This is a genomic window from Arenibacter flavimaris (assembly GCF_030291335.1).
Taxonomy (GTDB): Bacteria; Bacteroidota; Bacteroidia; order Flavobacteriales; family Flavobacteriaceae; genus Arenibacter.
The window spans coordinates 227,031-252,421 of record NZ_JASWIM010000003.1 but is presented as its reverse complement, the minus strand read 5'-3'; the positions used below and the strand labels follow the sequence as shown (position 1 = coordinate 252,421).

27 protein-coding genes are annotated in these 25,391 nt (G+C 39.4%); 19 read left to right on the top strand and 8 right to left on the bottom strand.

What is annotated here, in order from left to right; all coding sequences use genetic code 11:
* Positions 1–2 precede the first annotated feature (2 nt).
* Complete coding sequence (locus tag QSE00_RS04435) at positions 3–1,172, top strand: beta-ketoacyl synthase N-terminal-like domain-containing protein (protein ID WP_286104977.1); 1,170 nt, start codon at positions 3–5, stop codon at positions 1,170–1,172.
* Between the two features lie 200 nt (positions 1,173–1,372).
* Here QSE00_RS04435 and QSE00_RS04430 read toward each other — a convergent pair whose 3' ends face one another.
* Positions 1,373–1,663 carry a type II toxin-antitoxin system RelE/ParE family toxin gene (locus QSE00_RS04430; RefSeq protein WP_110354487.1) on the bottom strand — a complete coding sequence of 97 codons (291 nt, stop codon included), beginning with the start codon at positions 1,661–1,663 and terminating at the stop codon, positions 1,373–1,375.
* A complete protein-coding gene (locus QSE00_RS04425) occupies positions 1,663–1,830 on the bottom strand; it encodes a hypothetical protein (protein ID WP_181422797.1) in 168 nt (55 codons plus the stop codon). The genes QSE00_RS04430 and QSE00_RS04425 overlap by 1 nt, the downstream gene beginning before the upstream one ends.
* 563 nt (positions 1,831–2,393) lie before the next feature.
* Here QSE00_RS04425 and bioB point away from each other — a divergent pair.
* The 3 genes from bioB (at position 2,394) to QSE00_RS04410 (ending at position 4,983) form a co-directional block, all read left to right on the top strand.
* Entirely contained in the window at positions 2,394–3,488 is a 1,095-nt protein-coding gene (gene bioB, locus QSE00_RS04420; RefSeq protein WP_286104976.1) for a biotin synthase BioB, read from the top strand.
* 75 nt (positions 3,489–3,563) lie between these two features.
* Positions 3,564–4,421, top strand: a complete 858-nt coding sequence (locus QSE00_RS04415) for a cupin-like domain-containing protein (protein WP_110354489.1) — start codon at positions 3,564–3,566, stop codon at positions 4,419–4,421.
* Between the two features lie 52 nt (positions 4,422–4,473).
* The gene (locus QSE00_RS04410; RefSeq protein ID WP_353477439.1) at positions 4,474–4,983 is read left to right on the top strand and encodes a DUF6646 family protein; all 510 of its coding nucleotides are present in this window, start codon (positions 4,474–4,476) and stop codon (positions 4,981–4,983) included.
* Positions 4,984–5,177: 194 nt separating this feature from the next.
* Here QSE00_RS04410 and QSE00_RS04405 read toward each other — a convergent pair whose 3' ends face one another.
* Entirely contained in the window at positions 5,178–5,660 is a 483-nt protein-coding gene (locus tag QSE00_RS04405) for a regulatory protein RecX (RefSeq protein WP_110354491.1), read from the bottom strand.
* A gap of 214 nt (positions 5,661–5,874) precedes the next feature.
* Here QSE00_RS04405 and QSE00_RS04400 point away from each other — a divergent pair, with 214 nt between their 5' ends.
* A complete protein-coding gene (locus QSE00_RS04400) occupies positions 5,875–6,813 on the top strand; it encodes a 3-keto-disaccharide hydrolase (RefSeq protein WP_286104974.1) in 939 nt (312 codons plus the stop codon).
* A 740-nt stretch (positions 6,814–7,553) separates the two neighbouring features.
* On the opposite strand, the gene QSE00_RS04395 is transcribed toward QSE00_RS04400, so the two are convergent.
* A complete protein-coding gene (locus tag QSE00_RS04395) occupies positions 7,554–9,101 on the bottom strand; it encodes an Rne/Rng family ribonuclease (RefSeq protein WP_110354493.1) in 1,548 nt (515 codons plus the stop codon).
* A gap of 271 nt (positions 9,102–9,372) precedes the next feature.
* Positions 9,373–9,663 carry an HU family DNA-binding protein gene (locus QSE00_RS04390; protein ID WP_031445631.1) on the bottom strand — a complete coding sequence of 97 codons (291 nt, stop codon included), beginning with the start codon at positions 9,661–9,663 and terminating at the stop codon, positions 9,373–9,375.
* Positions 9,664–9,793: 130 nt separating this feature from the next.
* Between QSE00_RS04390 and mutY the strand changes: the two genes are divergently transcribed.
* From mutY to gldD, 4 genes are read left to right on the top strand one after another with little or no spacing between them, the layout of a single operon-like run.
* Complete coding sequence (gene mutY, locus QSE00_RS04385) at positions 9,794–10,831, top strand: A/G-specific adenine glycosylase (RefSeq protein WP_286104972.1); 1,038 nt, start codon at positions 9,794–9,796, stop codon at positions 10,829–10,831.
* A gap of 24 nt (positions 10,832–10,855) precedes the next feature.
* Positions 10,856–11,323, top strand: a complete 468-nt coding sequence (locus QSE00_RS04380) for a single-stranded DNA-binding protein (protein ID WP_110354495.1) — start codon at positions 10,856–10,858, stop codon at positions 11,321–11,323.
* 25 nt (positions 11,324–11,348) lie between these two features.
* On the top strand, positions 11,349–12,677 hold the full coding sequence (locus QSE00_RS04375; protein ID WP_110354496.1) for a gliding motility-associated protein GldE: 1,329 nt from the start codon (positions 11,349–11,351) through the stop codon (positions 12,675–12,677).
* Positions 12,667–13,221: a gliding motility lipoprotein GldD gene (gene gldD, locus QSE00_RS04370; RefSeq protein ID WP_110354497.1), complete on the top strand. Its 555-nt coding sequence runs from the start codon at positions 12,667–12,669 to the stop codon at positions 13,219–13,221. Before QSE00_RS04375 ends, gldD begins: the two co-directional genes overlap by 11 nt.
* A gap of 7 nt (positions 13,222–13,228) precedes the next feature.
* On the opposite strand, the gene QSE00_RS04365 is transcribed toward gldD, so the two are convergent.
* Positions 13,229–13,648, bottom strand: coding sequence for a hypothetical protein (locus QSE00_RS04365; RefSeq protein WP_258364748.1), 420 nt, complete (start codon positions 13,646–13,648; stop codon positions 13,229–13,231).
* Positions 13,649–14,724: 1,076 nt separating this feature from the next.
* Here QSE00_RS04365 and QSE00_RS04360 point away from each other — a divergent pair.
* The 3 genes from QSE00_RS04360 (at position 14,725) to rpmA (ending at position 16,100) form a co-directional block, all read left to right on the top strand.
* Positions 14,725–15,180 carry a DUF4199 domain-containing protein gene (locus QSE00_RS04360; RefSeq protein ID WP_110354498.1) on the top strand — a complete coding sequence of 152 codons (456 nt, stop codon included), beginning with the start codon at positions 14,725–14,727 and terminating at the stop codon, positions 15,178–15,180.
* A 101-nt stretch (positions 15,181–15,281) separates the two neighbouring features.
* On the top strand, positions 15,282–15,815 hold the full coding sequence (rplU, locus tag QSE00_RS04355; RefSeq protein WP_286104971.1) for a 50S ribosomal protein L21: 534 nt from the start codon (positions 15,282–15,284) through the stop codon (positions 15,813–15,815).
* A 24-nt stretch (positions 15,816–15,839) separates the two neighbouring features.
* Positions 15,840–16,100, top strand: coding sequence for a 50S ribosomal protein L27 (rpmA, locus tag QSE00_RS04350; protein ID WP_110354500.1), 261 nt, complete (start codon positions 15,840–15,842; stop codon positions 16,098–16,100).
* 838 nt (positions 16,101–16,938) lie between these two features.
* Here rpmA and QSE00_RS04345 read toward each other — a convergent pair.
* A complete protein-coding gene (locus QSE00_RS04345) occupies positions 16,939–18,042 on the bottom strand; it encodes an SDR family oxidoreductase (RefSeq protein WP_110354501.1) in 1,104 nt (367 codons plus the stop codon).
* Between the two features lie 108 nt (positions 18,043–18,150).
* A complete protein-coding gene (gene ahcY / locus QSE00_RS04340; protein WP_110354502.1) occupies positions 18,151–19,467 on the bottom strand; it encodes an adenosylhomocysteinase in 1,317 nt (438 codons plus the stop codon).
* 188 nt (positions 19,468–19,655) lie between these two features.
* Here ahcY and QSE00_RS04335 point away from each other — a divergent pair, with 188 nt between their 5' ends.
* From QSE00_RS04335 to QSE00_RS04305, 7 genes are all read left to right on the top strand, one after another.
* Positions 19,656–20,288, top strand: coding sequence for a 4'-phosphopantetheinyl transferase family protein (locus QSE00_RS04335; RefSeq protein WP_110354504.1), 633 nt, complete (start codon positions 19,656–19,658; stop codon positions 20,286–20,288).
* A 336-nt stretch (positions 20,289–20,624) separates the two neighbouring features.
* Positions 20,625–21,263, top strand: coding sequence for a nicotinamide riboside transporter PnuC (gene pnuC, locus QSE00_RS04330; protein WP_110354505.1), 639 nt, complete (start codon positions 20,625–20,627; stop codon positions 21,261–21,263).
* Positions 21,218–21,781, top strand: a complete 564-nt coding sequence (locus QSE00_RS04325; protein WP_110354506.1) for an AAA family ATPase — start codon at positions 21,218–21,220, stop codon at positions 21,779–21,781. The genes pnuC and QSE00_RS04325 overlap by 46 nt, the downstream gene beginning before the upstream one ends.
* Positions 21,781–23,319 carry a DUF4301 family protein gene (locus QSE00_RS04320; RefSeq protein ID WP_110354507.1) on the top strand — a complete coding sequence of 513 codons (1,539 nt, stop codon included), beginning with the start codon at positions 21,781–21,783 and terminating at the stop codon, positions 23,317–23,319. The genes QSE00_RS04325 and QSE00_RS04320 overlap by 1 nt, the downstream gene beginning before the upstream one ends.
* Before the next feature lie 275 nt (positions 23,320–23,594).
* Positions 23,595–23,906, top strand: coding sequence for a hypothetical protein (locus tag QSE00_RS04315; protein WP_258364749.1), 312 nt, complete (start codon positions 23,595–23,597; stop codon positions 23,904–23,906).
* 418 nt (positions 23,907–24,324) lie between these two features.
* The gene (locus tag QSE00_RS04310) at positions 24,325–24,627 is read left to right on the top strand and encodes a hypothetical protein (RefSeq protein ID WP_286104970.1); all 303 of its coding nucleotides are present in this window, start codon (positions 24,325–24,327) and stop codon (positions 24,625–24,627) included.
* A 376-nt stretch (positions 24,628–25,003) separates the two neighbouring features.
* The gene (locus QSE00_RS04305; RefSeq protein WP_110354794.1) at positions 25,004–25,306 is read left to right on the top strand and encodes a hypothetical protein; all 303 of its coding nucleotides are present in this window, start codon (positions 25,004–25,006) and stop codon (positions 25,304–25,306) included.
* Positions 25,307–25,391: the final 85 nt, after the last annotated feature.

Genomic DNA, 25,391 nt, shown 5'->3' with positions numbered 1-25,391 from the left:
CCATGCAGAACCAACCTATTTATATCACGGCCTTATCGTCTATCTCCCCTTTGGGCACTTCCTTGAAGGAGGCCTGGGAAAATTATAAACGTCCAGACCATTTTTTACAACAGAAAAACTATGGCACGGTAGCGGCTTGGGGATCAGCCTTAACGGAGGATGCACAAATAAAGATTTTAGATTTAAAAAATTCGGATTCCAAGTATAAAAACTTGGATCCTTCTGTACTATATGCCATATATGCCTCTAGGGAAGCTATAGCCCAAGCGGGTTGGAAGGATGGCAATTTTGGAGTAAACATTGGATCTTCGAGGGGTGCTACGGGACTTTTTGAACAATACCATAGCGAATTTATCCAAAATGGAGAGGCTTCTACCTTGTCCTCGCCTACTACGACTTTAGGAAATATTTCTTCCTGGGTGGCCCATGATTTACAGACCCAAGGCCCGGAAATATCACATTCCATTACTTGTTCCACTGCCCTGCATTCCCTGCTGAACGGGGTGGCGTGGCTTAAAAGTGGCATGGCCAATAAATTTTTGGTGGGAGGTAGCGAGGCGCCCTTAACACCCTTTACCATTGCACAGATGAAGGCCTTAAAGGTGTATTCCAGGTATGATCCGAGCGAATCGAAAGGGTTTCCCTGTAAAGCTTTGGACCTGGACAAGAAACAGAACAGCATGGTTTTGGGCGAAGCGGCCTCCATGGCCTGTTTGGAGAAAGGCAATATCCAAAATGCCCTTGCCCGTATTGAAGGCTTGGGATACGCTACCGAAATATTGGAACACAATATTAGCATTTCCTCCGATGCGGTCTGTTTTCAAAGATCTATGAAAATGGCTTTGGAGGGGATAGATCCCAAGGAGGTGGATGTGGTGGTATTGCATGCTCCCGGAACCATAAAAGGCGATTTGTCCGAAGTAGCGGCCATTAAAAAAATATTTGGAAAAGACATGCCGGCTTTGACCACCAATAAATGGAAGCTTGGACATTCTTTTGGTGCCTCGGGAATGTTGAGTTTGGAATTGGCAGTGTTGATGTTGCAGTACCAAGAGTTTATAGGAGTGCCATATGTGAAGCACGATGCCGTTCCAAAACAGATCAATAGGATAATGGTAAACGCAGTGGGCTTTGGTGGGAATGCGGTGAGTATTCTTTTGGGTAAGATTTAATTGTAGAAGCAAACAGAAGGAGTAAACTACCTCGGGGCAAGCCCGCGAGGCATTCGTAGGAAACGATTTTTAATTTTCCAGGCAAGCCTCGGGGTATTATACCCTTTGGCGGTGCCAATAAAAATCTATTGTGCCAAACCCTTAGGAGAAGTATTCATTATAAATTCTACGGATGACTATGAATTGGCACGCAACTAGAATTATTTCTTCTTTTTTTTGGGATTTTGCCAAGTATTGAAGATTGAATAAACTATCACTTTATTATTAATGATTTCATATATAACTAAGAAGGGAAAGCGTTTTAAAAATGCTTCTCTGTAAGGTTTACGTTTTTGGGGAAAGCTTTTAGGGTTGGCTATAATTCGTTCAAAATAGAAATCCGAATGTTCCAAGAATTCCTCGCCTAAACCAATTCTTTTTTCCTCGTAATAGGGATAGGCTTCAATAATTTCTAGGTTGGCATCGTTTATAACCTCTAAACTATATGCCATTACTGTGCAGCATTTCTGGCATTTTGTTTAACTTGTTCCCAAGTTAATGTATTACTTTCTTCATTGACATGGGCTTCCTTACGCTTATCGATCATTTGATATTGTTCTTCGCTTAAAGTTAGCTCCTGCTCGTCATTTTGATAGCTTTCCGCCATTGCTTTAATCATTTTTAAAGCCTTATGTCTGCCTTATCTATATACTCCCGGACCGTATTTCTTAAATCGATGCTTGCCATAATAATTTCTTATTGCTTAAAGTAAAGATACAATATAAGTTCCAAAAGTTTCTTTCCATTGAGATAAACAAAGTAATGGAGAATGCAGTTGACTTTAGGGGTAAAGCGGTGCGTATTATTATAGGTAGACCATAATTCCTTTTATTAAGGGATAGAATAGTTTGTCAACTACCTGGATAGTCCGTTTATAACTTATCAAAGTTTTTTTTAGCCCTTATTAAATAGCATTATCTATGAATTTAGGAATGGAATTTTGCAATTTCTGCAGATTATAGGTTATTTTTGACGCTTAAATCGATGTTGGCTTAGGGATTGCAGCGGCATCCTTTTTGTGTTTACCGAGCCTGGCGAAGGTAAACTGAAAAAGATATAGCGAAAAGCCCGACCCCGACTTCCTTTAACACCTACAAGGAGGACCTGCAAGGTCTTCACGACCTTGTAGGTCTACACCTTACAGGAGAAGGAAGTCGGGGGAAGCCCCAAGAACTAAAAAGTATGAGCGAAGTAAGACATAACTGGACCAAACAGGAAATACTGGATATTTACAATAAACCGTTTATGGAGCTCCTTTACGAGGCGGCCACCGTGCACAGGGAAAACCATGATCCCAATACGGTGCAGGTGTCTACCTTGTTGTCCATTAAAACGGGGGGCTGCCCCGAGGATTGTGGATACTGTCCGCAGGCCGCTCGTTATCATACGAAGGTGGAGGGCAATGATCTTATGAGCGTTTCCCAAGTGAAGGCCCAAGCCTTGCGTGCCAAAACAGCCGGAAGTTCACGGGTGTGTATGGGGGCTGCATGGAGAAATGTTAAGGACGGACCCGAGTTTGACCAGGTGTTGGAGATGGTGCGTACCATTAACAAGTTGGACATGGAAGTTTGCTGTACCTTGGGAATGATTACCGAGAACCAGGCGCATCGCTTGGCGGAAGCCGGACTCTATGCCTATAACCATAATTTGGATACTTCCGAGGACTACTATAAAGATGTAATCTCTACACGTGCGTTTAAGGATCGTTTGGATACTATAGACAACGTACGTAAGAGTAATGTTACCGTTTGTAGCGGTGGTATTATAGGTATGGGAGAAGCTTTGGAGGATAGGGCAGGTATGTTGGTGGCTCTTTCCACTTTGGACCCACAACCGGAATCCGTGCCGATCAATGCTTTGGTGGCAGTTGAAGGTACCCCTATGGCAGACCTACCTCCCATACCTATTTGGGATATGGTGCGTATGGTAGCCACTACTAGAATTATTATGCCGGAAACCCAGGTCCGTTTGTCCGCAGGGCGTACGCAAATGAGCAGGGAAGGTCAGGCTATGTGTTTCTTTGCAGGTGCCAACTCTATTTTTGCCGGGGATAAATTGTTGACAACCCCTAATCCGGACGTTAACGAGGATATGGCTATGTTTAAACTTTTGGGGCTAAACCCACAAAAAGCTTTCACCAAGGTTTCCCAGCCAAAAACCGTGGAAGCCGAGGATTCCCGGTACGAAGCCAAAGGCGAAAAGCCAAAATGGACCAGGCCAGGCCATACTATAGACAGGAACGAGGCCGCTAAAAAGAAGGCCAATCTTACAGAGTAATCCTTTGTTGGAAAAAATTGTAAGGTAACTTATTTTAGGTTTTTTAACTTTGTTAGCTTAAACAACCAGACTAGATTGAACTTAAAGGAGATTCCAAGGGTAGCTAATATTTCCAAAGAAGAGTTTCTCAATGACTATTTTAGACCACAGAGACCAGTGGTACTGGAAAAGTGCATTGAAGAATGGCCAGCCTATTCCAAATGGAATTTTGAATATATGAGGCAGGTGGCCGGCAACAAAATTGTTCCACTTTATGATGACCGGCCGGTACATCATGAGGACGGATTTAACGAGCCCCATGCTACCATGAAAATGTCCGATTACCTGGACCTCTTGCAAAGGGAGCCTACAAAATATCGCATTTTTTTATGGAATATTCTTAAGGAAGTTCCAGAGCTTCAAAAGGATTACACGTTCCCTGATTTTGGTCTTAACCTAATGAAGGGGTTGCCCATGCTTTTTTTTGGTGGTGCCGATTCCCATACCTTTATGCACTACGATATTGATCTTGCCAATATCTTCCATTTCCATTTCGCAGGAATAAAGGAGATTATTCTATTCCCCCAGTCCGAAAACAAATACCTGTATAAGGTGCCACATTCGTTGATTACCCATGAGAGCATAGATTTTTCCAATCCCGATTATGAAAAGTGGCCCGCATTAAAACACGCCTCAGGGTATAAAACCCGTCTGGAACATGGGGAGGTGTTGTATATGCCCGAAGGGTATTGGCACTACATGAAATATATAAGCCCGGGTTTTTCTATGAGCTTAAGGGCAATGGCAAGAAATCCGGTGAATTTGGGAAGGGCGTTCTACAATGTATTGGTGATGCGCTATTACGATAATATTATGCGAAAATTAAAAGGTCAGGAGTGGATAGACTGGAAAAATGAACAGGCCATAGAAAGGACAAATAAACAGTTGTCCTAAGCGTATTATCTAAGGAAAGGAATATCTTTGTCCCCTTTAAATAAAATCTATTATGAAGTTAATTATGAGAAAATTATTGCTTGGGTTGGTATTTGTTTTGACCGTGTCCTCTGTTAGTGCACAGGCTTTTGAGGGTAAGGAAGATATGAAATTTCAGATAGGGATCAATTTTCAGGAAAATGGTACCGGAATTGTATTGACGTATGATTACGGTTTGGGCGAGAACTTTTCAATTGGCCTGGCGTCTTCCTATGTATTGGGGGTGGTAGAATTGATCGATGCCGATTTTGGGGACAGAATAGACCTAAAGGCAAGATTCAATGCCAATTTGGGCAGTGTTTTTCAATTGGGGGACAATGTGGATATTTATCCGGGGTTGGACTTAAGTCTTAAAAATTTTGGAGGTCATTTGGGTATCCGCTACTTTTTTAGCGATGGCTTTGGTGTATTTTCCGAATTAAACGCCCCACTGGCAAAGTATAATACGGATACCCTAACACCGGCTGAAAAACTGCACAATCAGTTTGTATTCACCATTGGGGCCTCTTTTAATCTTAATTAAAATATAAGATCCTTGGCCCTTTCCTAAAGGAGGGGGCCAAAGGTCTATTTTTATTAGTGAAACTCAATTTTGGGAAGTCGGTAGGACGCACTTAAAATTGCAAGTTGAACTAATCCCGCCCTTTTCGGCGGGATAAAGGTTCAGGGCCTGCCTATGTCAGCCACAGACAGGCCTGCCTTGAGTTTGAATACCTTTTATGTATTGGGAACCAGTTCATATACTTTTTCGTACACCATGCCACTTTCCCACCCGCGGTACAAAAGATAGTCGGCCAGTTTTTTTCTCCGTTTTTGTAGGTCTTTTTCCCTTATTTCTGCCAAGCGTTTTTTGGCAAGGGCATTAAAGGTTTTTAAATATTCTTTGGAGTCTATTTCCTCCATGGCCAACCTTATATTATATTTGGAGACTTCCCTGTACTTCAATTCATTTTCAATTCTATTTTTTCCCCACTTTTTTATATTGAATTTGCCCCGGGCAAAGCTTCGGGCAAAGCGTTCCTCGTTGAGGTAATTTTCTCTAATAAGATGTCCTACAACCACGTCTATGGCTTCGGGAATCATATTCATTTCCCGTAACTTGGAAATCACCTCTTTATGGCAACGGTCCTGATAGGCGCAATATCCTTCCAATTTCTTGGTGGCTTCGTCTACGGTATAGGAATTTTTTGGAATTATCATTGGGTAAATAACAATCTGGATGTATTATTGCTCCTGCCAATTCGGTGGATAATTACTGTAAATATACGTTGGTTTGTGGAATTGGTAAATCAAGGCCGTTATTTTATTGAAAACCTTAAAGCCCCAAGGCTATAAGTGGTATTATTTTAGGATTGTTAATTGGTGAAGTAGGTATATTGTAATTATATTTACAACTCATAAAACAATCTCTAAAATGAATAATAAATTTAAGATGTGTGTGGTAGCCTTAAGCCTACTACTGGCTTGTACTACTTTGTCCATGGCCCAGCAAATTAACCCCATAGAGGGGCGTTGGGATATGGTTATTTCCCAGGAAGGGGAAGAGCTTCCTTCATGGTTGGAAATCCGTCATTCCGGTTCCCGAACCTTGGTAGGTAGGTTTGTTTATGCCATGGGTAGTGCCAGGCCAATTTCTGAGGTAAAAATGCAGGATGGAAAATTTAGTTTTGCCATTCCCCCGCAATGGGAAGACGGTAATAGTTATATGGAGTTTGAAGGAAGCATGACCGGTGATGTCCTAAAGGGCACCATGTTATACACCAACGGAAAAACTTATAATTGGGTGGCTACTCGCGCCCCTAAATTGGAGTATACCAAAAATCCTAAGTGGGGCAAGCCCATTAAGTTGTTCAACGGCAAGGATCTGTCTGGGTGGCAGGCCATGGGGGAAAACCAGTGGATAGTGGAATCAGGGGTGTTAAAAAGTCCTAGATCTGGGTCCAATTTGGTTTCGGAACAAAAGTTCCGCGATTTTAAATTGCATTTGGAGTTCAAGTATCCCAAGGGAAGTAATAGTGGGGTTTATTTAAGAGGACGCTATGAGGTGCAGATTACAGACAGTAAGGGGGCAGAGCCTTCGGATGTGGAATACAGTGGCGTATATGGCTTCCTTACCCCTAATGAGGTAGTGGCCAAAGCAGCTGGTGAATGGCAGGAATACGATATTACCTTGATCGGGAGAAGGGTAACTGTGGTAGCCAATGGAACAACGGTGATCAGTGATCAAATTATCCCTGGTATAACCGGAGGGGCTTTGGACAGTAAGGAAGGGGAGCCGGGACCTTTGTACTTTCAGGGGGATCACGGTCCTATAGAATTTAGGAATATAATTGTTACTCCCAGGATTAAGTAATTTGAAGTTGTAAAGAAAAGCAGCTTACAATGAATTAAATCCCCGATGTTTCTAATTCGGGGATTTTTTTACCTCTCCTTTGGAGAGGTCAGAACTGCTTTTTTTAGCAGTTCTGGGTGAGGCAATAATAGTTTTATAAACAAAAAAAGCGACTCCGTTTTGGAAGTCGCTTTTTGTTTAGTATATGGTTTTACCGTCTTTGTTCTTAAAACGATACTCAAGATACGTATAGGCATCCCTGGGTTGAATTTTAAGATTTGGAAAACAACAAAGCCTTTTTATCTACTGAAAACTTTTGCCTTAGAAGTAAATAGCGTCTTGTGGGCCGATCTCCTTCTGTAGTGTAGGAGGCGTGGCCGTGAAGAATTATTGAAGCCTTGGAAATAATTTAGGCCGGGCCACCGGTCACAAAAATCCCAAGATTTTTGGGGACACATAATGAAGGAGTGTCTTTTCTTTTGTTTCGTTTTATTCATTGCCTTATTATAAAATAAAAAATAATGAACTAAATCGAAGATTCACGAAATCCGATAAAAAACAATAACAACCAATTGAGTAAAATGAAAGAATAATTTTATAGTGGTAAATGGTTCTTAGGATAATTTTACTCCAAATAGTCTGGCGTTAGCCAAGCTGTAAACAATCCTGTTCCAATGTTTTTATTGACACCTAAACGTACAACCATAATCAATAAATATTAAAACAAAAAAAGCGACTCCGTTTTGGAAGTCGCTTTTTGTTTAGTATATGGTTTTACCGTCTTTGTTCTTAAAACGATACTCAAGATACGTATAGGCATCCCTGGGTTGAATCTTAATCCATCTTTTGTGTTCCAAAAACCATTTGGAACGAATGGATGGAAACCCTTTGGTTATATAGGCGGCAATAAATGGATGGATGTTTAAAATAATCCCATTGTCCTTTGCCGGACCTTTTAAGAGTTTTTCCAGATCTGCATTTATCTTGTCGATCAAAACAATTGGGGCCTCTACCTCCTGACCGGAGCCATTGGGGTTCTCCTCACTTGTTTTAATGTTCATTTCGGGCCTGACCCGTTGTCTTGTAATTTGTATAAGTCCAAACTTACTTGGGGGTAGTATTTTGTGTTTGGCCCTGTCGTCTTTCATCTCATCCCTGAGGTGGTCAAAAAGGCGTCTTCTGTGTTCGCCTTTACCCATATCGATAAAGTCTACCACGATGATTCCTCCCATATCCCTAAGGCGTAATTGCCTTGCGATTTCAGAGGCGGCCAATAAATTTACTTCTAGGGCTGTGTCTTCCTGATTCTTGGCCTTATTGGAACGGTTACCGCTGTTAACGTCTATGACGTGAAGTGCTTCGGTGTGTTCAATAATTAAATAGGCACCTTTGCTCATGGAAGCTGTACGGCCGAATGAAGTTTTAATTTGTCTTTCTATCCCAAATTTTTCAAAGATGGGAACATTGGAACTATACAATTTTACAATAGATTCTTTTTCCGGTGCAATCTCATGCACATAATCTTTTACTTGCTCAAAAAGCGTTTCGTCATCTACATGGATTCCTGTAAAGGAGTCGTTAAAAACATCCCTAAGAATGGAAGAAGCCCTTGTAAGCTCTACCAAAACTTTGGATGGATGCGGTGCTCTTTGGATCTTATTGCACATTACTGACCATTTGTTCAGTAAATTCTGCAAGTCTTTGTCTAGTTCTGCTACTTTTTTGCCTTCTGCTACTGTTCGGATAATAACGCCAAACCCTTTTGGTTTAATACTCCTTACGAGTCTTTTTAACCTATCTTTTTCTTCTTTGCTTTCAATTTTTTGAGAAACTGAAACGCGGTCGGAAAAAGGGACCATGACCAAGTAACGGCCAGCTATGGAAAGTTCAGAGCTTATTCGTGGTCCTTTTGTGGAAATGGGTTCCTTTACTATTTGTACGAGTAAGGATTGATTGGCTTTAATAACATCGGTGATGCTACCATTTTTGTCAATATCTTCTTCAAACTGAAAATTACTTAAAGAGTAGTCCTTAAGTTTTCCAGTGCTAACTTTTTTAATGAATTTCAACATAGAAGCTAGTTGCGGCCCCAAATCGTGGTAATGTAGAAAGGCATCTTTCTCATACCCTACATTTACGAAGGCTGCGTTTAGTCCAGTTACCGGTTTTCTTACCTTGGCAATTAAAATATCGCCAACGGCAAAGTCGTTACTGTCTTCTTCTTTGTGTAATTCAGTGAGTTTTCCATCCTTTAGCAAGGCAAAATCAACGGCATTGGAACTAGATCTTACGATTAATTCTCTATTCACCTGAATTAATTTATATTCATCCCGCCACTCTTTATAACAAGTGGGGACAAATGATTAAACAATAATTTGTACAGGTTGTATAAACCCGTCGAAATTCTTTTGTGAATTTCTATGTCAAGGAACGTATAAAAGGAAAAAGTAGTCGTTACAACTACTTTTTCTTGTGTCGGTTAGCTCTCCGGCGTTTTTTACGCTTGTGGGTAGCTACCTTATGTCTTTTTCTTTTTTTACCACTAGGCATAGAGGTCTACTTTTTAAGATTAATAATATTTTATTTGACTTGTACATTACTTTTTACACCTTCTACAAAAACCTTGGCCGGTTTAAAGGCTGGGATGTTGTGTGCGGGGATTTTAATGGTAGTATTTTTGGATATGTTCCTACCTGTTTTTTCAGCTCTTGTTTTAATGATAAAACTGCCGAAACCTCTTAAGTATACGTTGTCTCCGCTTTCTAAAGATGTTTTAACCTCATCCATGAAAGATTCCACAGTTGCTTGTACATCTCCTTTTTCAATTCCCAGTTTTTCTGAGATTTTCGTTACAATTTCCGCTTTCGTCATTTTAACTAAATAAATTTCTAAAGAATTTTTTTTCGGGATGCAAATATATGAATTAAATTCAATCTTTCATTGCTAAGGAACTTAATTTTAAGTTGGTAAACCATTACTTTTGTAAATTAGGCCCAAGTAAATGAACTTTTCCAGAATTATTTTAGAGTGGTACGAACTAAATAAAAGGCTTCTTCCTTGGCGTAGTACCAATGAGCCCTACCGTATTTGGCTGTCGGAAATTATGCTTCAACAGACCCGCGTAGCCCAAGGTATACCTTATTATTTGAAGTTTGTGGAGGTTTTTCCCCAAGTACAGGATTTGGCCGCGGCACCCGAAGAGCAGGTGCTTAAGTTGTGGCAAGGTTTGGGGTATTATTCCAGGGCCAGAAACTTACATGCCACCGCAAAAATAATTACGCAAAAATATAATGGAAAATTTCCAAACACTTATAAGGAGCTGTTGCAATTGAAAGGTATTGGCGATTATACGGCCTCGGCAATAGCCTCTATTTGTTTTGATAGACCAGAGGCAGTGGTGGATGGAAATGTCCATAGGGTCTTGGCCAGATATTTTGGTATAGACTTGCCCATAAACAGTTCGGAAGGCATTTTGTACTTCAAGGAATTGGCCAAAAAAATTATGGACCCCAATAACATAAGGGACTACAATCAGGGTATAATGGAATTTGGGGCCCTGCAATGCACTCCGCAGAGTCCGGATTGTGGTCAATGTCCCTTGCAAAGTGGCTGTGTTGCCTTTGCGGCAAATAAAGTAGGTGTACTGCCGGTAAAAATAAAAAAGAACAAGATCCGCAAACGTTATTTTAATTACCTGGTATTGGTAGACGAAGACGGGCAGACTTTATTGCAGCAGCGCAAAGGAAAGGGAATTTGGCAAAATTTATATGAATTTCCTTTAATGGAAACCGAAAAGTATATTGGCCAGGGAGAAGTTGAAGGGAATTTAAAGGAATTGGTAGCCTTGGAGGAGCCCTCGGAAATTTACCTTTATAATAAAAGTGAAATAGTTCATAAACTTTCACACCAACATTTGCATACTAGGTTTTGGATCATCACCTTTGAATCCAAACTTGAGAATGGCATACAAATAGCTGAACTTCATAAATATCCTGTTCCAGTTTTAATTGCAGATTTTATAAAAACGTTTAAAATTTAGTACTTTTGAACTTTACTTTGAGTTATGAGCGGAACACTAAATAAGGTAATGCTGATCGGGCATTTGGGAGATGAGGTTAAAATTCACTTTTTTGAAGGTGGTAACTGTATAGGGAGATTCCCATTGGCTACCAATGAGACCTATACCAATAAGCAGACTGGGGAAAGGGTAACCAACACGGATTGGCATAATATTGTGGTGCGGAACAAGGCCGCTGAAATCTGCGAAAAATACCTGAGTAAAGGGGATAAGATTTATGTGGAGGGCCGACTTAAAAACCGTCAATGGCAAGGGGAAGATGGCAATACCAGGTATACAACCGAGGTGCATGTTCAGGATTTTACTTTCTTGACCACGAAAAAAGAAAGTATGGCCAACGCCCAATCAAGTAGCCAAAATCAACCACAGCAGGGTGCATCTGCCACAACAAATAAGGCCAATGAGCCGTTAAGTAACAACGGAGCTGAAGAGGAAGATGATTTACCATTCTAATCTAATTAAATTTAAAAACTGACTATTGGACCCAGACCCCCTTAGTTTATTATTGAATTTTATTGCAATCGATAGCGGTTTTGCTTTTAAAATCGCATTCCTTTTTATTTTGTTGTCTTTTTCCGCCCTTATTTCCGGGGCCGAAGTCGCTTTTTTTGGACTATCCCAAACCGATGTCAACGGGATAGGGGAAAAAAAGACGGCCAAAGGGAAAATCATAGTTACACTTCTGGATCGTCCCAAAAAACTTTTGGCAACTATTTTAATTGCAAACAATGCCATAAATATTGGCGTGGTATTGTTGTTCAATAATATTGGCGACACCATTTTCTCTAACATTACATATGTTATCTTGGGACTTGTGCCGGTACGCTTTCTCTTGGAGGTAGTAGTGGTTACCTTCTTAATATTGATGTTTGGGGAGATTTTACCCAAAGTATACGCAAACCGCAATAGATTTACCTTTGCCTTTTTTATGGCTTTTCCATTAAAGGTCTTGGATTTTCTATTTTCGCCTTTAAGTTTACCGATGAGGTCGGCAACCATATACCTTTACAATAAATTGGGCAAACAGAAATCCAATCTTAACGTAGGCCATTTGTCCCAGGCCTTGGAACTCACTTCGGAGGGCGATACCACGGTAGAAGAACAAAAAATACTGGAGGGGATCGTTTCCTTTGGAAATACGGATACCAAACAGGTGATGCGCCCAAGAATCGATATTTTTGCCCTTAATGAGGAAATGAAATTTACGGAAGTCTTGGCGGAGATAAAAACCCATGGGTATTCCAGAATACCGGTTTTTTCCCAAAATATGGACAACGTGTTGGGCGTACTTTATGTTAAGGACCTCCTGCCTTACATCGATCGAAAAACCTTTAATTGGATGTCCCTGATCAGGGAGCCCTATTTTGTTCCCGAGAACAAAAAATTGGACAATTTGTTGCTGGATTTCCAGTCTAAAAAAAATCATTTGGCCATTGTGGTGGATGAATATGGCGGCACTTCCGGAATAGTGACCCTCGAAGACATTATAGAGGAAATAGTAGGGGATATTAGTGATGAGTTTGACGATGAGGACCTAATTTTCTCTAAGCTGGACGATTTTAACTATGTCTTTGATGGCAAAACAGCTTTGAAGGATTTTTATAGGGTAGCCAAGATTGAGGATGAGGATGATTTTGAGGAGAAAAAAGGGGAATCTGAAACGGTTGCAGGTTTTGTCCTGGAAATAGCCGGAAGCTTTCCCAAAAGAGGCGAAGTGGTAAGGTTTAAGGATTATCAGTTTGTTGTGGAGAGCCTGGATAAAAAACGTTTGAAACAAATAAAAATTACATTGCCACATGAAGCATAATCCCGTACTTCTTATTTTTTTGCTATGTCTTGTGTCGGCCTGTAAGGACGATGTTTTGCCCAAACCAAAGGCTATGCTTAGATTGGAATATCCTTCAGGAAAGGAAGGGATGTTGGAAACAGAACACTTTTCTGTCAAGTACAATGAAATGGCCAGATTAAAATCCGAGTCCAATACTTCCTTTACATTGGACTACCCCCTTATGAAAGGCTCTATTTTTATTAATTATAAGGCAGTGAAGGGCAATTTGGACAAACTGCTTACCGATGCCCAAAAACTGAGCTACGAGCATGTTGTAAAGGCCGACGGCATTTATGAGGAACCTGTGGTCAATGAACCCCATAAGGTTTATGGAATGTATTACGAAGTAAAGGGTAATGCAGCCTCCCAATCCCAGTTTTATGTAACGGATAGTACAAAACACTTTGTAACCGGGTCATTGTATTTTTATGCCAAGCCGAATTATGACTCTATTTTGCCTGCAGCAGTACACCTTCAAAAGGATATTCGCAAAATTATTGAATCATTACGTTGGAAGGGATAGCAATCCCCTAATTGTCTTTCAATAATTCTTCTGCCTGCCCAATGCTGGAATTTATTTGATCCTTAAGGGCTTTCACCTTTGACTCTTCCTCATCCAGCCATTTTTGTTTTTCTTCCGTCAATGCTTTTCCGTTGAGTATTTCGTCGCCATCAAAACGATCGCCAAAACCCTTCATCCAGTCCATCATAGCTTTGTGTGCCACCTTTAATTCCTCCCTGGCAGCTACATAGTCGTCAGAAGAGGCATCATTAGTAATTTTTTCGTCCAATTGCGACACTAATTTACCTATGGTCCCCATTTTGGGCATTACCTCATCATGAATGGCCATTACGTTTTTCATCTGTGAATTATCATTGTTTTGATCTTTACAGGAGTAGGCTACCGCAATTAGAACGGATAGCATAAGGATTAATTTTTTTTTTGTCATCGGGTAAGGTTTATTGCTGTTACAGCTGGCCAAAGAAGCCTGTTAAGTTAATATTTAATGGGGCCAATTGTTTTTCACATGGTCCAGATCAGTACATTTTAGGTTGCCAAAGATACTGAATTATGAACGTTTTATAAACGATTTAAATACCATTCCCATGAAAATTGAAGGGGTTTGTGTTGCATACTGTATCTGTTGCTATGTAATGGATCCAATAACCGTCCATATTCCTATTGATCCCAAATTTATTAGTGAAACTCAATTTTAAGAAGTCTGCAAGACGCACTTAAAATTGCAAGTTGAACTAATCCCGCCCTTTTCGGCGGGATCCAGGTCCACTGCCTCGACCCTGGGGTCGATACCTTTTATTAGTGAAACTCAATTTTGGGAAGTCTGTAAGGCGCACTTAAAATTGTAAGTTGAACTAATCCCGCCCTTTTCGGCGGGATCCAGGTCCACTACCTTTTATTTTATGGACGCCTTTTTTGAATAGCCGGGCTAGGGAAAAAAATTCAGCGGAACATGGGTTAATGTCCTGTCCGGGGATAAGCCGTAGATAAGCCATAGATAAGCCGTATATAAGCCGTATATGAAAATAGGGAAAAACAGGTTGGATCCATCCCTTTTTGGCGCGCTAAAATAGCTCCGTTTCAAGACACTTTTTACCTTTCATGGACGTCAAAATACGCTCCGGGATCCCTTGCGGAAAACGAAGCCAAAATGCAGTGTCTTTATTAGTGAAACTCAATTTTGAGAAGTCTGTAAGGCGCACTTAAAATTGCAAGTTGAACTAATCCCGCCCTTTTCGGCGGGATCCAGGTCCACTACCTCGACCTTGGGGTCGATTCCTTTTATTAGTGAAACTCAATTTTGGGAAGTCTGTAAGGCGCACTTAAAATTGCAAGTTGAACTAATCCCGCCCTTTTCGGCGAAATCCGGGAAATTTGGGTACTATTATCCGTCTTTGCGATTGGTTTCATAGGCAAATGTGGGCATTCAAATAATTCCATGTTAATTTTCGTGTATAAATCATTAAAATTCTGTAAATTAAATCCATAACCTAAAAATTCTATACAATGAAACAATTTGCACTTCCTATTAGGTTTGGCATAGCTGTTAGCGGCTCATTAATTGCCTATTTCTTGTTACTGTCCCTTTTTAACCTCCACACCAATATTTTTTATAGTCTTTTTAATGGTGTAATAACGGGATTCGGAATATATGAGGCCATTAAATACTTTAGGGTCAAGGAAGGGCCTTCCTTTAATTATGGCACAGGTTTTACTGCGGGGATTGTTACCGGGTTTGTGGGTACATTGATTTTCACCATTTTTTTTGCCTTTTATGCTACGGAGATAAATCTGGGGTTTTTGGAGGAGCTCTCCACGGTTTGGTTCAGGGATTATAATACTTCAGAGGGCATTGTGTTCTTTACTGTTGCCATCATGGGCTTTGCAACTTCCTTGGTATTGACCCTTTCATTTATGCAATTATTCAAGACCTCCAACAACCTCAAAAGGAAATCGGTTTAAAAATCTTAAAAATCACTTGTGGATTAAGGATTTAGGAGTATATTTGCACCCGCCTAAGTAAATATTAGGCTTGTTCTTAAATTTTATAAATAACACAAGCTATGTACGCAATTGTAGAGATAGCAGGGCAGCAATTTAAAGTTGCGAAAGACCAAAAAGTGTATGTTCACCGTTTGCAAGACGAAGAAGGTAGCAAAGTAACCTTTGATAACGTTCTTTTGTTGGAAGATGGTAGTAACATTACAATTGGCGCCCCAGCTATAGACGGAGCCGCTGTTGAGGCTAAAGTCATTAAGCACCTAAAAGGTGATAAGGTAATTGTCTTTAAAAAGAAAAGACGTAAGGGTTACAAAAAGAAAAACGGTCACCGTCAATATTTGACCGAATTGGTAATAGAAGGTATCATTACCTCTGGAGCCAAAAAATCCGAGAAGAAGGCGCAACCAAAAAAAGAAGCCAAGCCTGTCGCTAAAAAAGCAGCGGTAAAGGCGGAAGCTCCAAAGAAGGTGGAAGCTAAAGCTACCGAGGATTTGAGTAAAAACACGGTTGCTGAGTTAAGGGAATTGGCAAAAGCTAAGGGAGTTGAAGGTTATTCTTCAATGAAAAAAGCAGAATTAATTGCCGCTTTAAGTTAATAACAAGAATAAAAACTATATATCATGGCACATAAGAAAGGTGTAGGTAGTTCTAAAAACGGTAGGGAATCAGAATCAAAACGCTTGGGCGTTAAGATTTATGGTGGACAAGCTGCCATTGCAGGAAACATCATTGTAAGACAACGTGGTACCAGGCATAACCCAGGTGAGAATGTTTACGCTGGAAAAGATCATACTTTGCATGCAAAGGTAGATGGTCTTGTAAAGTTCCAAAAGAAAGCTGGAGGTAAATCTTATGTTTCTATTGAACCATTTGAAGCCTAAAAAGAAAATCTTTTAAGATTTAGGAACCCTCTTTGGAAACAAAGAGGGTTTTTTGTTTTACTTATTTAAAGATATTTTTTAGTCTTTGCTGGATGTGCAATTATGATTTATTACGGATCAAGAACAATTTTTGTGTTTATGAAAAAAAGGGATTAATTTGATCAGTCGTGTTTTTTTTGATATATAGTTTTTATTAATAGGAGCAATTTAGTAAAACCAATGATTAAATTATTTCCAAGGCTTCAATAATTCTTAACGGCCATGCCATCTCCACGACGGAAGAAGAACGACCAAACGATAGACCTTGAGGGCAATACCCAAAGGTTTTTAATAACGGAAATGACTTATCTCACAGGAGGGTTGACGGAACGTAAGGACCGGCCTATTTTCAATTTACTTAAGTGGTTATTATGACCTGCCTTAGGCAGACAGGTTTTTTATAGGTTTTCGTGAATCTTCGATTTCGTCTTAAATCAAGTGGTTTTCACATTGGACGCCGGGGCCGTGGAAAGTGCGTAGATTTAAAGAAATTTAAAATCAGCTTGGCCATGGCTACAGCTGGCTCCTCCTAACCACAAGGTACCCCGTACCTTGGTTAGTAGGCCCTGGTCGTTTTTTATTCATCGGCTGGTCTATTGATTTTTAATGGTATTCATGAATGCTACGCATTTGGGCGATGCAAAAAATGAACAGGACACAAAAATTAGATAGTAAATTATTTCTTTTTCTAATTTACACACAACTTTTGGGATTGATCCCTTTGCTGGATGTGCAATTATGATTTATTACGTCCCATGGCGACTTTTTGCATTTTTAATCGTCCCTAGGCTGTTAAATCCTACCAGGGCTGGCTCCGAAAGTTGTTCAGCTTTGCATATGATACGGTTTCCGATAAATAATCCACAAGGTTGTAGTTGGGGATGGGTAAAATACTTTCCAATAGGCGCGTATCCCATTCATTGGGTTTAGAGGTCATATAAGGGTGTAAGTGCAGCCCAATGGTCTTATAGTAATACTCTTCCAATTTTGAGGAAAATCCTGTTGAGGTATTAATTTGATTCTCGGTAAAACTAAAATTAGAGAAACCTACGACCTTTAAAATTTTGGAAATGCCTTTTTTCATATTCGTCTCTTTGGAGTTAACAATGTTCAATTGTTGAATTTCAGTAGAAATTACCATGGCTATTACCTGGGCAGCATAGTCTGTAGGAATAATATTTAAGCCTGTAGCCGTATTGGTGGTAATACGTATGGCATCCATGGAATTGCTATTGTGAAAAAACTTGGCAAAAAGGTAAAAAACCATGTATTTTGATATAAAATAATGTGGGCTCTCATTAATATTTCCCCCCAGAACGCTGGGCCGCAATATTTGAATGGGAATATTGTTTTCTTCCCCGGCTTTTAATAGGAATTTCTCAGAAGCGTGTTTGGAGGCTTCGTAATGGTTGCGATAGTCGCCATTTTTTATTTGGGTATAATCATTGTGCATTATTCCGGCCATATTTCCTGCCGCAAATGCAGTACTAATAAAAACGAATTTTACAATGCTACTGCGGTATGCATTGAATATTTCTTTGGTAAACTCTAAATTTTGACTGAATATTTCCTCTTTGGCGGCGGGATCCGTAGATAAATTGACGAGCCCGGCCGAGTGTATAAAATAATCCAATTTGGTGTTTCCTAGAAAGGACGTAGGATTTAATAATTCTTCCGCATCTACCGTGACTATTTTTTTTAAGACATCGGCAAGGTTCTTCTTTACAAAATCTGTTGCGAATTCACTGGTTACTACATTTTTGATACGTTGTTCAGGGCTAACCGTAGTTTTCCTGCGTACAGGAAGATAAATGGTTTCAATACTTTGAAAGCGAAGCTCCAAAATAGAAAATAATACTCTAGAACCTAAGGTTCCGGTTGCTCCGGTTATGAGTATGTTCATTAGGTTGGTGTAGGAATTAAAAAATCAAAATCCTTATCTCTTTGACTGTGATAAGGATTTTGGTTTTGTATTAAAATAGTTTTTGGAATCTTCCAAATGGGATTGCAATTAGTACCTGTAATAGTCGGGCTTAAATGGTCCCTGAACGGTTACCCCAATATATTCAGCCTGTTCCGGTCTTAAAGTTTCCAATTCTACTCCCAATCGGGATAGGTGCAACGCTGCTACTTTTTCATCCAAATGTTTTGGAAGCATATACACATCATTCTTGTATTTGTCACTATGGTTCCAAAGTTCCATTTGAGCTAAGGTTTGGTTGGTGAACGAGTTGCTCATTACAAAACTTGGATGTCCGGTAGCACATCCCAAGTTTACCAATCTACCTTCGGCCAAAACAATTATATCCTTTCCGTCAAGCGTGTATTTATCTACTTGTGGTTTTATTTCATCCTTGGTATGTCCGTAATTTTTGTTCAACCAAGCCATGTCTATTTCATTGTCGAAATGGCCAATATTACAAACGATGATTTTGTCCTTCATCGCTTTAAAATGCTGCGACTGTATAATATCCTTATTTCCAGTAGTGGTTATTACGATATCTGCATTTCCAATGACAGTATCCATTCTCTTTACCTCAAATCCGTCCATTGCTGCCTGAAGGGCACAAATAGGATCAATTTCGGTAACCGTAACAATGGAACCTGCACCTTTGAAAGAAGCTGCCGTGCCCTTCCCTACATCGCCATATCCTGCAACTACAACCCTTTTGCCCGCAAGCATGGTATCTGTAGCCCTTCTAATAGCGTCTACTGCACTTTCCCTACAACCGTATTTGTTGTCGAATTTGGATTTGGTAACAGAATCGTTGACATTAATGGCCGGCATTGGTAAGGTTCCCTTTTTTACCCTCTCATATAATCTATGGACACCAGTGGTAGTCTCTTCGGAAAGGCCCTTGATACCTGAAGCCAATTCTGGGTATTTGTCCAATACCATATTGGTAAGGTCGCCGCCGTCATCCAAGATCATGTTTAAGGGTTGGCGATCTTCACCGAAAAATAAGGTCTGTTCAATGGCCCAATTAAATTCTTCTTCGCTCATTCCCTTCCAGGCATAAACGGGTACTCCGGCTGCCGCAATAGCAGCAGCCGCCTGATCTTGGGTAGAGAAAATATTACAGGAACTCCAAGTTACATCTGCGCCCAAAGCTACTAAAGTCTCAATAAGCACCGCTGTTTGTATAGTCATATGCAAACACCCGGCTATACGGGCGCCTTTAAGGGGCTGTTCTTTTCCGTATTCTTCCCTTAAGGACATTAGGCCTGGCATTTCGGCTTCCGCAAGTTCAATTTCTTTTCTTCCCCATTTGGCTAAGCCAATATCTTTTACCTTATAGGGTATGTATGGAATGGTTTTAGTACTCATAAACTTTTTTGTTATTGTTAATTGTTCGTATTCGTCTTCAAATAAACTGGAGGATTGGATTAAAAATAATATAAATGAAGAATATCTTCGATTAGCCTATTCCTTCTCCTTTTTTATTTTTATTTTAGTAATAGAACAATTTTCTTATAATTTGCATTTGCAAAGGTAGTAATAACTTAAATAATCTAATGCCTCTTTATAAAACAATAACCGTTGGAGACAACTCCAAGCTCTTGATTTGGAAGGTTGAAGAAACGGAAACCCAGCTTTCTGAAGGAATTGTACTAACGCCCCATTGCCAAAAACGTATGATGGGAATGAAGTCCGAATTGCACAGAAGGGGGTTTTTGAGCATTAGACATTTAATGGGGGTGGAGGGCTATGTGGATCATGATCTATTTTACGATGATGCCGGCAAACCCCATTTAACCGATGGCAAGTTCATCTCCATTACACATTCGCACGAATTCACTGGAATTATAATTTCGGATACCAAAGAGGTGGGAATCGATATTGAAATGCAACGTGAAAAAATTCTAAGGATAGCCAACAAGTATACTCCTTTGGAGGAGTATAAAACTGTTGCAAATGCAGAAGCCTTAATTAGAAAGCTTACCATTGTTTGGGGTGCCAAGGAATCCTTGTACAAGATATATGCACAACATGGACTTAGTTTTTTGCACCATATTGATATTACGGATTTTTCATTGTCGGACACGGAGACTACGGGCACCATTCTTTATAAGGGAAAAACCTCCCATTACGATATTAAATTTTTGGAATTCGAAGGTTATACCTGTGTGTACGCCGTTAAAAATTAGGGGCCTTTAAAATGCGCTGTTGGCGCTGTTTCCCAATCCAATATTGCAGCTTCTTTTTCTTGGGTTTGGTCAATTGTCCTATTTGGTAATCAATGTAATACATCTGCCAATTCGGAAATATTTTTTCTAGATAAATTCCAAGTCTTTTAATGGAAAAGTTAATTTTGTAAAAACTTGAAATCTGGACCTTATATTATGGCAAGTACTTTGGGCGTAAAGACTTATAGGCAATACGATCAGCTATAAGAGCCGTTTTAACTGGAAATGGATCCTCATTGGAGTGGTTGGAAAAGAGTTGTATAATGTTGAAAATTGTTAAATCTGACCCGAGTAATTATGAGCCCCATTTTTGATTGGATTTTTGCCCAGTACCAGGACACTTCCACCCATTTGATAATTTTGGAAATGGTAGGGGTGTTTTTCGGATTTTTAAGTGTTTGGTACTCCATGCGCGAGAATATTTTGGTTTTCCCTACAGGAATCCTAAGCACAGGGCTGTTCGTTTATATTCTTTTGGTTTTTGGGTTATTGGGAGATATGTTGATCAATGCCTATTATTTTGCCATGAGTGTCTACGGATGGTATATTTGGACTAGAAAGATAGATGAGACCCATTTTATTCCCATAACAACAACGACTGCCCTGGAGAAAAAATGGTCAGCTGTTTTATTCGGGTCTACCGTTATATTCGTTGTTTTGGTATACGTAGTATTTGATAGGTTGGATAATTGGACAGCTTATGTGGATACCTTTACGACGGCTATATTCTTTGTAGGAATGTGGCTTATGGCTAAGAAAAAACTTGAAAATTGGGTATATTGGATCATTGGCGATGTAATATCGGTTCCATTATATCTTTATAAAGGACTTATATTTACATCTCTGCAATATTTATTGTTCACTATTATTGCGATTTTCGGATACCTTGCATGGAAGAAAAGTTTAAACAAGAGCCCTCAAGTATTGTTAAAGTAGTTTTATTTGGTCCCGAATCTACCGGGAAGACCACCTTGTCCCAAGAGTTGGCCACTCATTACAATACTGTTTGGGTACCTGAATATGCACGCGATTACCTTCAGAAAAAATGGGATAATGAGAAGAAAACCTGTGAACCCAAGGATTTATTGCCCATTGCAGAGGGCCAGATAAAATTGGAAAATTCCTTGACCAAAAAAGCAAATGAATTATTAATATGCGACACCGATCTTTTGGAGACCAAGGTATATTCCGAAGCTTATTATTTGGGGTACTGTGATCCAATTTTGGAAACTTACGCGCTACAGAATAGTTACGATATTTATTTTCTGACCTATATAGACATTCCGTGGGAAAAGGATGACTTAAGGGATAAACCCAATGATCGTGAACGAATGTTTCTATATTTCAAGGATACTTTGGAAAAATATAACAGGAATTTTATTATCTTAAAGGGTGATAAAAAAACAAGGCTTAGAACGGCCCGGAACTATATTAATCAATTACTGAGAAAATAATGGAATTAACGGAAGCAGACAAAAAACAATTAGAAAAAAAAGGTATTTCTAAGGAAAAAGTTCTTGGTCAAATTGAAACATTTAAAGAGGGGATTCCTTTTGTGAGATTGGAAAAGGCCGCAGTGGTATCCGATGGAATTTCTAAATTTTCGGAGGCTGAGGAGCAAAAGTTTATAAAGAAATTTGAGGAGGCAAAAAAGAAGAAATCCCTTCTGAAATTTGTGCCGGCTTCAGGTGCTGCATCCCGAATGTTCAAGGCTATGTTCAATTTTTTGGACACTTATGATCCCAAAGCTGAAAAATTTGACGCCTATTTGGACAGGACCAAGGATAAGGATGTTAAAGCCTTTTTTGATGGGTACAAAAAATTCGCATTTTATTCCCTTATTCAAAATCGTATAGCTGGTAGAACAAGCTCCAAGGATGAGGAAAAGTACTTTTTTGTGCAGGAGATGCTATTGTCGGAAGGATTGAATTTCGGATTTTACCCAAAAGGACTTTTACCCTTTCATGACTATGGCCAATATACAGCTACGCCTTTCGAAGAACATTTAAAAGAGGCAGTTGCCTATGCACAGGTGAATAACGAGGCAAATCTACATTTTACCATTTCTGAGCAGCATGGAGAAATGTTTAACAAGGAATTTAAGACTGCCGGAGAGCGGGTGTCCAAGGATACCAAAACCTCCTTTACCGTAAATTACTCTTTCCAGAAACCCTCAACAGACACTATCGCGGTTACATTGGACAATAAGCCGTTCAGGAATTCCGATGGTTCACTGTTGTTTAGACCAGCTGGTCATGGCTCATTGATAGAGAACCTTAACGAGCAGGATGCGGATATTATTTTTATTAAGAATATCGATAATGTGGTGGTTCCCAGATTCTCCAACGAGGTTGCCAAAAGTAAAAAGATATTGGCCGGACTGCTTTTGGAATTACAAGGCAAAGCTTTTGAATATGCCAAAATATTGGATGGGGACAATTTAACTTCCGAAATTTTGGAAACTATAAAATTGTTTTTGGAACGGGATTTAAATGTTCGTTTTTCAGATAAATTCGGGGGGTTTAGTATTGGGCAGCAAATAGAAATTTTAAAGGATAAAATCAATCGTCCCATTCGCATTTGCGGTATGGTCAAGAATGAAGGCGAGCCAGGGGGTGGTCCATTTTGGATAAAGGATGCCCATGATCATATTTCATTACAAATCATTGAATCTGCACAAGTAGATATGGATAATCCTGAACAGGTTGAAATCCTAAAGAATTCTACCCATTTTAACCCGGTAGATTTGGTCTGTGGGGTCAGAAATTATAAGGGAGAGAAATATAATTTGCTCAATTTTGTAGATGCCAAGCAAGGATTCATTACGCAAAAAACCAAGGAGGGCAAGGACCTAAAGGCTTTGGAGCTTCCAGGTCTGTGGAACGGTGCCATGGCCTTTTGGAATACTATTTTTGTTGAGGTCCCCTTGGTGACTTTCAATCCTGTAAAAACGGTAAACGACCTTCAGAAACCTGCCCACCAGGTAAAATAGATTTGCGGTCAACATTTTGGATTATCATCCATTTTTTGTCTAGCTGGTTTTCCATTGTAAACATATATCAGGTATTGTACCCAAAAAGTGTATAATTTTTATACACTTTTTGGGATGCTATACATAATTATACATTCCCCATAGATGGCAACAATACCGTAAACATCTGATTTTAAACATATTGAAAATGTAATTGTTTAAATATATAAGTTGGCACAATTTTCCTTCTTTGTTCTGTGAGAAAAAAATTAGTATTTACACAAAACACAAGAGATATGAAAAACGATATGAAAAGCCTGGTTTTCGCCACAGCGTTGGCAATGGGAAGTCTAAGTCCAGTTTTGGCATCCCCTCCAATATTTCACGATGGGATTATGGAAGTAATAATTGCTCAAGAATTTACTGAAATAGACCTTGATCAATTGCCGGATACCATCAGAAAAGCCTTGGAAAAAGATCATGCAGGTGCTGTGATAAACAAGGCATATGTAAATGAGGAAGCTGAATATAAATTGGAGGTTACTTTTTCGGACGGAACCAATTCCGAATTATACGCTGATGCCGAAGGTAACTGGATTGATATGTAAGACGTTGAAAAAGAGAATTGTATAATTATGTTGGGTTAAAAGGGCTACCGTAAGGTGGCCCTTTTGCGTTTATAAGGGAACCAGCGCCTCCAAACTCTTTAGTTTTATAGAGGAAGAAGGGTGTTACTGCTGCCAATTATAGTTTCCATTATAGTGATAACCTATGCTATATTAAGCTTATTGTGTTTTTAGGCCTATAAGGTTCTTTTCAAGTATTTTCAGGGTACTGCCCTCTCATTTACCCAATAGCGAAGGTGTGTATTTTTAACACAATTGAAAGGCTGCATACCCAGTATTACACAGTATCATTACTATAGTATTACTTCTTTAAGTTATTGATAATGAGTTAAATGAAATGTTGTATTGATTTTGGTATCGTTTTTTCATTTGGTAATGGTATAATTATAAAATTGGAATCATGAGAAAGCTATTTTTTGGAATTGCATTATCAATAACAAGTTTAACCGCCTGTGCACAGGAGAACAAAGTAGTAAAGGGGGCTGTTATGGAAATGAGCGTAGCCCAAGATAAGTTCTCCGAAATAAGTAGGGCAGAACTGCCCGAAGCAGTGATAAAGGCAATAGATACTTATTATCCTTCTGCTGTAATAGGTAGGGCCTACGTGAATAATTCCCAACAATTTAGGTTGGATATAACTTTGAAGGAAGGCAAGAGAGGTACTATATATGCAGATAAGGATGGGGATTGGATTGAAAGATAGTAAAGGTTTGTATAGATATTATTGGTATGACCAATGAAAAAAATGGGATCGTCTTAACGATTCCATTTTTTGTTTCGGGAACCTTAAAAGGCCAATTCCCATATTCAAATTAGCTCTATTCATTTGATTGACGGCTTTACGAAGGGGGTCACAGGCTTAAGAATTCTCTTTGTGGATTTAAACAGGATGTGGAAGACGGAGTGTTTAGTTTTTACCCAATAAAAAAGAACGATATACAAAATTACACAGGTCTTAATTTCTAGTGTATTTTGTAATCATTTAAAAAACAGTTGTTTGTGTTTAAATCTGGCGCGAATTTTATTTTGGTATCATATTTTCAATAGGTATAACAAGTTTAACTATTAAAATGAAAATCATGAAAAAATTATTTTTTGTAGCAGTATTATCATTCGGAAGTCTAACCGCATTTGCCAATGGCGGAGGGAACGTAGCTCTTGAAGCAACACAGACCGCAATAGCTCAGGACGACTTCTCTGAAATAGAGGCAAGTGATTTACCTGAAGCGGTTACAACAGCTGTTTCCAAGGAATATCCTTCTGGGACCATCAGTAAGGCTTATGTGAACAAGCAGGAGCAATATAAGTTGGAAGTAACCTTGGAAGACGGTACTACAGGAACCTTGTATGCAGATAAAGATGGTAACTGGATAGAACTATAGTAAAACCTGAATTATTTGTTTTGTATCAAGTAGGTTTGGTAAGAGGGGGATTGTTTTAAACAATCCCCCTTCTTTTTTATGAAAA